Annotated in this window: 10 protein-coding genes; 7 read left to right on the top strand and 3 right to left on the bottom strand. The window is 70.0% G+C overall.

What is annotated here, in order from left to right; genetic code table 11:
• Positions 1 to 154 precede the first annotated feature (154 nt).
• The 7 genes from cydB (at position 155) to CFP71_RS25180 (ending at position 8,725) form a co-directional block, all read left to right on the top strand.
• On the top strand, positions 155 to 1,162 hold the full coding sequence (gene cydB / locus CFP71_RS25210) for a cytochrome d ubiquinol oxidase subunit II (RefSeq protein WP_093936408.1): 1,008 nt from the start codon (positions 155 to 157) through the stop codon (positions 1,160 to 1,162).
• Entirely contained in the window at positions 1,159 to 4,410 is a 3,252-nt protein-coding gene (gene cydD / locus CFP71_RS25205; protein ID WP_093936407.1) for a thiol reductant ABC exporter subunit CydD, read from the top strand. Before cydB ends, cydD begins: the two co-directional genes overlap by 4 nt.
• A gap of 14 nt (positions 4,411 to 4,424) precedes the next feature.
• Positions 4,425 to 5,570: a GAF domain-containing sensor histidine kinase gene (locus CFP71_RS25200; protein WP_093936406.1), complete on the top strand. Its 1,146-nt coding sequence runs from the start codon at positions 4,425 to 4,427 to the stop codon at positions 5,568 to 5,570.
• 112 nt (positions 5,571 to 5,682) lie between these two features.
• Positions 5,683 to 6,159 (top strand): excalibur calcium-binding domain-containing protein, encoded by a 477-nt coding sequence (locus tag CFP71_RS25195; protein ID WP_093936405.1) that lies wholly within the window; start codon positions 5,683 to 5,685, stop codon positions 6,157 to 6,159.
• On the top strand, positions 6,156 to 6,797 hold the full coding sequence (locus tag CFP71_RS25190; RefSeq protein WP_093936404.1) for a class F sortase: 642 nt from the start codon (positions 6,156 to 6,158) through the stop codon (positions 6,795 to 6,797). The genes CFP71_RS25195 and CFP71_RS25190 overlap by 4 nt, the downstream gene beginning before the upstream one ends.
• An 8-nt stretch (positions 6,798 to 6,805) precedes the next feature.
• Positions 6,806 to 7,414: a histidine phosphatase family protein gene (locus CFP71_RS25185; protein ID WP_093936403.1), complete on the top strand. Its 609-nt coding sequence runs from the start codon at positions 6,806 to 6,808 to the stop codon at positions 7,412 to 7,414.
• Between the two features lie 42 nt (positions 7,415 to 7,456).
• Positions 7,457 to 8,725, top strand: a complete 1,269-nt coding sequence (locus tag CFP71_RS25180; protein WP_093936402.1) for an HAD family hydrolase — start codon at positions 7,457 to 7,459, stop codon at positions 8,723 to 8,725.
• A 4-nt stretch (positions 8,726 to 8,729) separates the two neighbouring features.
• Here the strand turns inward: CFP71_RS25180 and CFP71_RS25175 are convergent, their stop codons facing one another.
• From CFP71_RS25175 to CFP71_RS25165, 3 genes are all read right to left on the bottom strand, one after another.
• Positions 8,730 to 9,356, bottom strand: coding sequence for a response regulator (locus tag CFP71_RS25175; RefSeq protein ID WP_005149535.1), 627 nt, complete (start codon positions 9,354 to 9,356; stop codon positions 8,730 to 8,732).
• Between the two features lie 9 nt (positions 9,357 to 9,365).
• On the bottom strand, positions 9,366 to 10,409 hold the full coding sequence (locus CFP71_RS25170) for a hypothetical protein (protein WP_093936401.1): 1,044 nt from the start codon (positions 10,407 to 10,409) through the stop codon (positions 9,366 to 9,368).
• 370 nt (positions 10,410 to 10,779) lie between these two features.
• The gene (locus CFP71_RS25165; protein ID WP_093936400.1) at positions 10,780 to 11,100 is read right to left on the bottom strand and encodes a nucleotide pyrophosphohydrolase; all 321 of its coding nucleotides are present in this window, start codon (positions 11,098 to 11,100) and stop codon (positions 10,780 to 10,782) included.
• Between the last annotated feature and the right edge of the window lie 80 nt (positions 11,101 to 11,180).

Raw genomic sequence — 11,180 nt, 5'->3', positions numbered from 1 at the left:
CGACCCGAACGCTTGAGTCCGGTCACCGAACGCCGGGGGCTGAGGGGGCCCTTCACCGCATCGCACGCACCGAAGGCTCCCTTCGCCGCATCGCATGCGGCGAAAGTCCCCTTCAGCCCAGGAAGCCCCGGGAAGCCAGGAAAGTGAGCACCCGATGACCCTCGAAACGATCTGGTTCTGCGTCATCGCCCTGTTCTGGCTCGGCTACCTCTTCCTCGAAGGCTTCGACTTCGGCGTCGGCATGCTCATGCCGGTCCTCGCGAAGGACAACACCGAGCGCCGCGTCATGGTCAACACGATCGGCCCGGTCTGGGACGGCAACGAGGTCTGGCTGATCGTCGCCGGCGGCGCGATGTTCGCCGCGTTCCCCGGCTGGTACGCGTCGCTGTTCTCGGCCGCGTACCTGCCGCTCCTGGTCGTCCTGCTCGCCCTCATCGGCCGCGGCGTCGCGTTCGAATACCGCGGCAAGGTCGACTCCGACCGCTGGCGCCGCAACTGGGACCGCGTCATCGGGATCGGCTCGTGGATCCCGCCGTTCGGCGTTGGCCTGCTCCTCGCGACCACCACCCTCGGTCTCCCGCTCGACGCCGACGGCAACCGCGTCGGCGGCCCGTTCGCCGCCCTGAGCCTCGAAACGCTGCTCGGCGCGGTCGCGGTCGTCGGGTTCTCGCTGGTCCACGGCGCCGCTTTCCTCGCACTCAAGACCGAGGGCGACCTCCGCCACCGCGCGCGGAACCTGGCCACGCGCCTGCTCCCGGTCGCGCTCCTGCCGTTGCTCGCCTTCCTCATCGTCGTGCAACTGCGCTCGGGCGACCTGTGGACGCTGCTGCTCATCGGCATCGCCGTCGTCGCCGCGGTCATCGCCTGGTTCCGGATTCGCGCGGGCCGGGAAGGGCAGGCGTTCGCCGCGCTCGGCGGAGTCATCGGAGCCGCCGCGGTCGCGATCTTCGTGGCGCTGTACCCGAACGTCCTTCCGTCCACTTTGGACCCGGCGAACACGCTCACCATCGCGGGCGAGGCGTCGAGCCCGTACACGCTGACCGTGATGACCTGGGTCGCGCTCTTCGGCGCCCCCGCCGTCCTGATCTACCAGGGCTGGACGTACTGGGTGTTCCGCAAGCGCATCGGTACCCGGCACATCCCACCGGTGCACGCACCATGACCGAACTTCCCGGCCGCGACACCCTTTCCGCCACGGAGTCCACAATGGACCCAGCGCGACCGGGGAAGGGTCCGCTCGGCGCGCTGGCTCCACTTTCGAGTGCGGCGCGCCGGGCGTTGATCCTCAGCGCCATCTTGTCTTTCTGCAACGCCGTTCTACTGGTGGGACAAGCGTTCCTGCTGGCCGACGTCCTCTCCGCGGTCGTCCGCGGAACCATGGGGGACCGCACCGCCCAGCTGGCCGTGCTGCTCGCGCTCGTCGCAGGGCGCGCGTTGACCGGCTGGGCGGTGCGGATCGTCTCCGTCCGAGCGGCGGCCCGCGCGAAGGAGGAACTGCGCGCCAAGGCCCTCGACCATGCCTTGAAACTCGGCCCGGAATGGATCGCTCGCCGCGGCCACGGCGAGCTGACATCGTTGACCACCAAGGGACTCGACGCGCTCGACGCCTACTTCACCCAGTACCTCCCGGCGCTGGTGACCGCGGCGATCGTGCCCCTCGCCGCCGGTGCCGCGATCCTGGTCGCGGACTGGCCGTCGGCCGCGCTCGTCGTGATCACCGTGCCGCTGGTGCCGCTGTTCGCCATCCTGATCGGCAAGCACACCGCCGAGCGGGTCGCCGAAGCCGCCGACGCCGAGCAAAGGCTGTCGGGACATCTGCTGGAACTCGTCCGCGCGCTACCGATCCTCAGCGCGTTCCGCCGCGCCGAGGCGCAGGCCGAGACGGTCCGGAAGATCTCCGAACGTCATCGCCGCGCGACGCTCAAGACCCTGAAGGTCGCGTTCGCGTCGGCGTTCGCGCTGGAACTGATCGCGACGCTTTCGGTCGCGCTGGTCGCCGTCGTCATCGGCGTCCGGCTGGTCTCCGGCGACCTGCCGCTGGCCATCGGACTCGGCGTGCTGATCCTCGTCCCGGAGTGCTACCAGCCGCTACGCGCTGTCGGAGCCGCGTTCCACGCCAGCGAAGACGGCGTCGAGGCCGTGCGCCGGGTCGCGGACGTGCTCGCGGAGCCTTTGCCGCCCAACGGTTCCGGGACACCGGCCAAGGGCGAGATCCACGTCGGCGGGCTCCGCGTCTCGAGGCGCGGCGGGTTCGCCCCCGACGGCGAGACGTTCTCCGTCCGGCCCGGCGAGATCACCTGGCTGCGCGCGCCCAGCGGCGGCGGCAAGTCGACGACGCTGGCCGTCCTGCTCGGTTTCGCGCAGGCCCACGACGGATCGATCACCGTCGGCGGTACCGACCTCGCCGACGCCGACCTCGACCGCTGGCGCGAGAACGTCGCCTGGGTGCCGCAGTCGCCGGTCTTCGGCGGGGGCACGGTCCGCGACGAGGTCGGCGATGACGACATCCTGGGCGAACTCGGGCTGGCAGGGCTGGCCCAACGGCCGGTTTCGAAGCTGTCGCAGGGACAACGTCAGCGCGTCGCGGTGGCGCGGGCGCTGGTGAGGGTCCGGTCGGGCGCGTGGCTGCTCCTGCTCGACGAGCCCACCGCTCACCTCGACGAGGTCAACGCCGCACTGGTCATGGCCGCCGTCCGCAAGGCCGTCGACAACGGGGCCGCCGCGATCATCGCCGCGCACGAACGCACCACCGGTGTCGACATGTCGGCCGACGCGGTGAGGGAAGTCGTCACGACGGAAGAGCGGACGGCGACCAGGCCGGTCCCGTGGCGCCACCTGCTCCAGCCGAGGTTCTTCGGCGGGGCGCTGCTCGGCGCCGCCGCGTTGCTCGCCGGGGTCGCGCTGACCGCGCTTTCGGGCTGGCTGATCGCCAAGGCGTCGCAGCAGCCGCCGATCCTGACCCTGACGGTGATGATCGTCGGCGTGCGGACGTTCGGCCTCGGCCGCGCGGGGCTGCGTTACCTAGAACGGCTGGTCACCCACGACGCCGCGTTCCGGATCGCCGGGAGCCTGCGGGTCCGGCTGTGGGAGTCGCTGGTGCGGCTCGGGCCGGCGCGGGCACTCCGGGCGGGCGAGGAGCAGCGACGGCTGGTCGGTGACACCGACACCGTGCGCGATCTGCTGCCCCGGGTGGTCACGCCGCTGGTCGTGGTCGCGCTGGTGGCCGCCGGCGCCGTCGCGGTCCAGGCCGCCGTGCTGCCCGAAGCCGGGCTCGCGCTGGCCGCGGCCGTGCTGGTGAGCGCGTTCGCGCCGCTGCTCGCGCTCCGGGCCGAACGCCGCGCGACCAGCGCCCTGGCCGCCGGACGGCGTTCGGTGTCGGCGCAGGTGCTGAGCCTGTTCGAAGCGGCCGCCGAGCTGATCGCGTACGGGGCTGACAAAGAGCGACGTCGCCGGATCGCCACGACCGACGCGGCACTGACCGCCGAAGCCCGGCGACAGGCTTTCGGTGCCGGAGCGGCCGACGCCCTGATCATCCTGGCGACGGGGGCCGCCACCGTCGTGAGCACCGGGTTCGCCGTGAGCGCCGTCGCCGCCGGCGCGCTGGACCCGGTTCTCGCGCCGGTGGTCGCCCTGGTGCCGCTGGCGCTCGCGGAGGTCCTCTCCCTTCTCCCGCCCGCCGCGCAGCACTGGGACACCCTTCGCCAGGCCCGTTTGCGCCTCGCCGCGTGTCATGAGGGGTCCCCGTGGGACGAAATTCGTCCCATGGGGACCCCTCATGACACCGGCAGGGTGCGGATCCGCAACGCCGACCTAGGCTGGCCCGGCACCGACCAGCCGGTCCTCACCGGTGTCGACCTCGACATCGCACCCGGCACGCACGTCGCCGTCATCGGCCCGAGCGGCGCCGGGAAGTCGACGCTCGTCGCGGCCCTGCTCGGCTTCCTCAAGCCGAGCAAGGGTGACGTCGCCGTATCCGAGAACGTCGCCTGGGCGCCACAAGAGCCGATGCTCGTCTCGACCACCGTCGCCGAGAACCTGCGCCTCGCCAAGCCGACGGCCTCCGAAGCCGACCTGCGGAAAGCCTTGTACCAGGCCGTTCTCGAGGACGTCGAACTCACCACGATGCTGGACAGCGCGGGCGCCGGGCTGTCCGGTGGGCAGGCGCAGCGGGTCGCGCTGGCGCGTGCCGTGCTCGGTGCCGCGCGCGCCGACCTCGTCCTGCTCGACGAGCCGACAGCGCATCTCGACGAGCCCACGGCGAGGACCGTCCGCGAACGGCTCGGCGAGGCACTGGCCGGGAAGACCGTCGTCCACGTCACGCACAACGCCGCCGAAGCGGCCGACGCCGACGTCGTCCTGGAGGTCCGAGAGGGCCGCGTCACAACGCGCGTACTGGCCGGAGCGGACTAATGTCGATAGCGCTCATGGATCCCACACTTGCCGCGCGCGCACTGTCCGCCGCCACCGAGATCACCGGCACCGCCCTGTCCGGCGACGACCCGGGTGACGTGCTGGAGACCGTGGTCGCCCGCGCCGTCGAACTGGCCGAGGCCGACCTCGGTCTCGTCATGGTGCGCGCGGACGACGGCCAGGTGGTCGCCGAGGCCGCGCACGGAGCCACCACGCAAGGCCTGAGGGGGCTGGCCTTCTCCGCGGATTCCGCCGCCGGACAGGTCGCCCGCGGCGGCGAACCGGTCGTCAGCGAGGACTTCACCGTCGATCCCCGCACGGCGCCGTTCGTGCCGCCGGAGCTTCAGGGCTTCGGGCCTTTCGCGGCGTCGGCGTTCGGCGCGGGCGGGCGCGTCCTCGGCGCGCTCACCGTGTACCGCCGCCACGGCGGGGATCCCTTCTCCGCCAGCACTGTCGAGGTGCTCACCGCCTTCGCGGCGCAGGCGGGCGTGGTGCTCGCCCTGGCGGAAGGCGCCAACGCCCGGCACCGCGTGACCCTGTACCAAGAGCGCGAACGCATCGCGCGCGAGCTGCACGACGTCATCGTGCAGCGGCTCTACGGCGCCGGGATGCAGCTCGACCGCGTCCGCAAGAACATGCGGAAGAGGTTCGCGCAGGCCGACGGCGCGCGGCTGTCCGAGGCGATCGACCAACTCGACCAGACCATCGAGGAGATCCGCGGCACCGTACGCGCCCTGCGCAGCCCGGAACCCGCGAACGAGACGGTCACCGCCACCGACCTCGCCGAGTCCGCGCGGGGCGAGGTGCGCATCGCGGGCGAGCTGCTCGGCTACCCGCCGACCCTCGAACTTTCGGGAGAACTCGCCGACATCCCCGCCGACCAAGCGGATCACATCCGCGCCGCGCTTCGCGAAGCACTGTCCAATGTGGTCAGGCACTCCGGGGCGAGCGAGACCCGCGTGACGCTCAGCCGCGACGCGGAAGGCGTCAAACTCCGGGTGCGGGACAACGGATCCGGTGTCCCGCAGGGGGTCGCCAAACGCGGTCTCCGTCACCTCGCCGAACGCGCCACGACGTCCGGCGGGCGTTTTTCGATCAATTCTTCGCCGAGCCTGGGGACTCTGGTCGCGTTCGACGTTCCCCTCGATCAGACCGTGTGAAATTAACGGGCTTTTTCGTTCATTCGAGTGAGGATTCGGTATTTCAGATTAATCCGTAACAGCGGGGGCCGCCGCGCGATTGTAAGGGAAATTCCCAGCGAAAGGACCCCGCATGTCCTCGGTTCGTCGAGCCATCGGCACGGCCGCCATACTCGCCGGATTCTCCTTGTTCGGTCCGGTTTCTGTCGCATTCGCGCTGGAGCTGCCCGCCATCTCCGACCAGAACTGCGAAGGCTTCCGGCTCGACGGAATAGCTTGCGAAACGCGTCCGGCGCAATTGCCGGACAAGGACTGCGCCGATTTCCCCTCGCAGGCGGCCGCGCAGGCGGAACTCAAGAAGAACCCGCGGGATCCGCACCGGCTCGACGGTGATCACGACGGATACGCCTGCGAAAACCGCTTCGGCGAACCCGCGAGAGCCGGCCAGGTGAAGGTCAAACCCGTCGGCGGCGTCGCGACCGGCGGGGAACCCGAAGAACCCAACGGTGGCCTCCTGGAGATCGGCGCGGTCGCGCTGACCGGCACGGCCCTGTTGACCGCGTCGGCGACAGGTGCGTCCCTCCTGCTCCGGCGGCGCGCCGAACGATGACCCGGACTTCCTGGTGCCGATGGCCGTTTCCGCTGGTCATCGGCACGTTCATCGGCGCGGGCCTCGCGGCCGCGCTGACCGCGTGCGCCATCCCGGCGACGGGCAAGATCACGTCGCCGGCGGCACCGACAGCGCCATCCACGGTGACCGCGGTGGCGCCCACGCCCTCCGACACCCCGCCGCTCGCACCCGCGAAACCGGCGACGCTCGAGATCCCCGCGATCGGGGTCCGCACCGGCGAGATCGTCGACCTCGGCCTGGCCGCCGACGGCAGCCTGCAAGTGCCGCGCGACGCGATCACCACCGGCTGGTTCGCCGCCGGCCCGGCACCCGGCGAGGTCGGGCCCGCCGTCCTCGCCGGGCACGTCGACTACAAGAAGGTCCCCGGTGTCTTCGGCAGGCTCAAGGAACTCAGGACCGGCGACGAAGCCCTCGTCCACCGCGAGGACGGGATCACCGCGGTGTTCACCGTGTACGCCGTCGAGCGGCATCCGAAGACCTCTTTCCCCACGGAGAGGGTCTACGGCGACACGATCGAGCCGGAACTGCGCCTGATCACCTGCGGCGGCGACTTCGACTCCTCGACCGGGAACTACCTCGACAACGTCGTCGCCTTCGCGAGACTGACCCGCGCTTGAATCGGAGGATGCGCACCGTCTACGTCGTCACGCATCCGGAGGCAACCCACCACGTCGATCGCGTGGTCGGCGGGTGGTTCGATTCCGAACTCACCCCCGACGGCGAGCGCGCGGCCGCCGCCGTCGCCGAGTCGCTGCGCGCGAAAGTGCCGGACGACGTCGAGCTCTACGCCTCGGACCTGCGCCGCACCGCGCGGACGGCGGAGGTGATCGGCGAACGATTCGGCGTGACACCCGTGCTGGACCGGCGGCTGCGTGAGAAGTCGTACGGGGAGGCCGGGGGCAAGCCGCAGGAGTGGCTGGACACCCGGTTCGTCCCGCCGCCCGCCGTCGGTGAGCGGCTGAGTCACGACGAAGGAATCCCCGGCGCCGAGACCAAGGGCGCGATGGCCGCGAGGGTGTACGCGGCGATGGAGTCGATCCTGGAAAGCCGCTGCGAGCACCAGATCGTCGTGACGCACGGCGGCGCGCTCACCTTCGTCATCGCGGCGTGGATCCGGATGCCGCTCGAAGCGGCCGGGTACGTCGACTTCCGCGGTTCACCCGGCAGCGTCACCGTGCTCCGTGAAGACGATTACTTTCACAACCGGCAGGTCGTCACTCTCGCCGGAAAATGACAGGATCTCCCCGGACTGTCGACGATGATGTGGGGAGATGACATGCCGAGGTTCCTGCGAGCCGTGGCCCTTGCCGCCGCCGTACTGACCGTTCCGGTGCTGGTACCGGCCACGTCGGCGGCCGCCACCGGGACGGCGCACTGCCCACAGCTGCGGCTGGCCGACCACTGGTACGGCGACAACGCGGCGAAGATCCAGCAGGTCATCGACGAACGCGGCCGCTGCGGCGCGAAGCACGGCGAGCGGCCGGTCGCGGTGTTCGACTGGGACAACACGGTCATCAAGAACGACATCTCCGACCAGACCGTCTTCTGGATGATCCGGCACGACAAGGTCCTCCAGCCGCGGAACAAGGACTGGCGCACGACCAGCCGGTTCATGACCGACGCCGGCGCGAACGCGCTGAGCAAGGCGTGCGGCACGAGCACCCCGGCCGGGAAACCTCTTCCGACCAGCAAGAAAGTCACTTGCGCCGACGAGCTGCTTTCGGTGCGGAAGAACGCGAAGACGACCACCGGCGAAGAGGTCTTCGCGGGGAACAACCGGCGCTACATGGAGGCGGCTTACGCCTGGGTCGCGCAGATCAACGCCGGATACCGTCCCGACGAGGTCCGCGCGATCGCCCGGCAGGCCAGGGCGGCGGCGCTGCTCGCCCCGATCGGAGCGACCCAGAAGGTCGGTTCGAGCACCCAGGTCGCGTGGATCCGGTACTACCCGGAGATCAAGGACCTGATCGCGACGCTGAACAAGGCGGGCTTCTCGACGTGGGTCGTCTCCGCCTCGCCCAAGGAGTTCGCGGACGTCTGGGGTTCCGCGGTCGGCATCCCGCCGAGCCGCACGCTCGGGATCTACTCGCAGACCACGAACGGCCGGATCAACGGGCACCTCGAAGGCTGCGGCGGGCACGCCGACGGCGCCGACGAGATCATGACCTACATCGACGGCAAACGCTGCTACATCAACGAACGGATCCTCGGGATCCGCGGCGCGAAGGCGATGGAAGCGGCACCGGCGGACAAGCGGCAGGCGCTCGCCGGCGGCGACGCGACCACCGACGTCACGATGCTGCGCGACGCCACCGGGGTCCGCGTCACGCTCAACCGCAACAAGGACGAGCTGATGTGCCGCGCCTACGACGACGCGGACGGGAAGTGGGCGGTGAACCCGATGTTCATCGAGCCCTTCCCCGCGTTGAACCGCACCTACCCGTGCTCGACGACGGCGTACGAGAACGCCGACGGCACCCACGGCCCGGTGCTGCGCGACGACGGCACGGTCATCCCTGACCAGCGGGACACCGTGCACCCCTGACGCGCTAGCGGTCGCGGCGTGCGATCCACGCCGCGGCCTGCGTGCGCCGCTGCATGCCCAGCTTCGCGAGGACGGACGTCACGTAGTTCTTCACCGTCTTCTCGGCGAGGAACAGGCGTTCCGCGATCTCGCGGTTCGACATGCCCTGCCCGATCAGCTCCAGCACCTCACGCTCGCGTTCGGTGAGTGAGCCCAGCTCGTCCTCGGGCGGATGCCGCAGCTTGTCGAGCACCCGCGCCGTCGACACCGGGTCGAGCAGCGACCGGCCCGCCGCGACCTCCCGGACCGCGTTGACGACGTCCTGGCCGCGGACCTGTTTCAGCAGGTACCCGGCCGCGCCCGCCATGATCGCGCCGACCATGGCCTCTTCGTCGTCGAACGCGGTCAGCATCAGGCACTGCGGCGGGTTCGCCTTCGACCGCAGTTCGCGGCAGAGCGCGATGCCGTCGCCGTCACCGAGCCGCACGTCGACCACCGCGACGTCCGGCTCGACGTGCATCGCCACGGCGAGGGCCTCGTCGACCCCGCTCGCCTCGGCGACGACCTCGATGTCGGGCTCGTCGGTGAGGAGGTCGCGCAGACCGCGCCTCACCACCTCGTGGTCGTCGATGAGCAGCACCTGGATCGGCATACCCCCACGTTACTTCGTCGCCTGGGCGACCATCCCTTCCACCAGCGGAGACGGCAGGCCTGCCCGTTCGCCGAGCCACCGCACCCACTTCGGCAGCAACGCCTGGGCGGCGGGGCGGACGGTGTCGTCCGGCCAGTCACCGATCAACGCGCTGATGTGCCCGAGCCGGTCCGGCGACACCGCGAACCAGGTGGCCGGGACGATGCCTTCCATCCACTCGGCGGCCAGGTCCTCGACGACCAGTTCGTCAGGCTCGTTGCCGAAGGTCTCGAGGTGCCAGGCGTTGAACGGACCGGTCATCACCGCCGGGTCGACGTCGATGTAGTAGCTGCTCGGCGGCAACCGCAGACCGCGGTTCTTGAGCGCGGTATCGAGGTCCAAGTACCGGCGCTCGGCGCGATACCAGTTGTCGAGGGTCGCGCGGGACTCGTCACCGAGGATGTCCAGTGAGCGGTTGACAAGACCTTCCAGCCGGCGCGGATCGGTCACCGCCACGGGGGTGGCCTGTTCGCCGAAGCGTTGTCGCCATGCTTCGACGGCCTGATCGAGCGAGTCGTAGACGCCACCTCCACCGAGGCGGGGGATCCACGAAGTGTCGATTTCGAACAGGTAGACCGTCGGGGCCTCGCCACCGGGGTAGTCGAAGGCCGCGAGCACACCGAGACGTGTTCCGTAGACGTCCTGGATTTCCCAGACTTCGCCGGTGGCCTTGTTCTTCGAGGCCAGTTGGGGCCACCCGGGCAGGATCTCCGACCGCAACGCCTTCCGCAGTCTGCTCACGCCGGCGCGCACGAACGACTCGAACCCCGGCGGGGAGATCGCGCTCATCCCCTGTAGCAGCAGCCAGAGTTCCTGGCGCGGCTCCGCGTTCGCCACCGCGAGCACGACGGCTTCGAAGAACAGGTCGAAATCGAGCCCACCGTTCTCGCCCCGCAGCGCACGGTGCAGCTCGGCCCCGAGCAGGGAGGCCGTCGCCTGGTCAAGTTCGCGAGGGCTTTCCGACTTCAGGAGAACATCCGTCCCGGCCAGGACGTTCTCAATCGATTCCGGCATCCAATCGGGCAGGGTTGCTGGTGCCGAGGCGTGCGCCCTCGTCGGCTTCTTGTTCTTCTTTGGCTTTCGGCCACGGGATACGGGCATACCTCACGTTACTTCGAGGTGGCCCTGTAGATCGCTTTGGCCACTTGCGAGTACAAGCCCTTCGGGTGATCGCGGAACAGCGGCTCCGTGCCGTAGCAGTGCCGCCCGGCCCGTCAGGTCAATACCCCGCGACCAGCGGATTCCGGCTCGTGTGGCGCTGCTCGACCCGGACCGGTGAGCCGGGTCCGATGAACCAGTGTCGAAACGCGCGCCTGTGGCCGAAACAGAGGGTCGATCCGCGATCGGTCGAAGCCCGCGTTCAGCGCGCAGCTCCCGTCAGGACTCAGCGCTCCGGCGCCGGGAACCGGTGCTCGTTCCGGTCGATCTTGGCGTTGGCCGCCTCGATCAGATCCACCCCGAGGCTGTCGGCCAACTGGAGGAGATACAGCGTCACGTCGGCGATTTCGTCGACGACGTTGTGCGCCAGATCAGGGTCGGAACGCCACTTCGCGGACTCCTCCGGAGTGAGCCACTGGAACAGTGAAGTCAGCTCGCCGACTTCGCCGGACAGTGCCATGACGAGGTTCTTCGGTGTGTGGAAAGGCTCCCAGTCCCGGGCGGCGGCGAAGTCGCGAAGGCGCTGGTGCAGGTTCTCGAGAGTCACGTGCCGTGCCTACCAGATCGTCACGGTGCGCTAACGGCCGTATGGCGGACGAGCGTTGACGCGCAATTTGCAACTTGCCT

The sequence above is a fragment of the Amycolatopsis thailandensis genome (genome assembly GCF_002234405.1).
Classification (GTDB): domain Bacteria; phylum Actinomycetota; class Actinomycetes; order Mycobacteriales; family Pseudonocardiaceae; genus Amycolatopsis; species Amycolatopsis thailandensis.
Note: the sequence above shows the minus strand (reverse complement) of the source record. Positions and strands in the feature narration are given on the sequence as shown.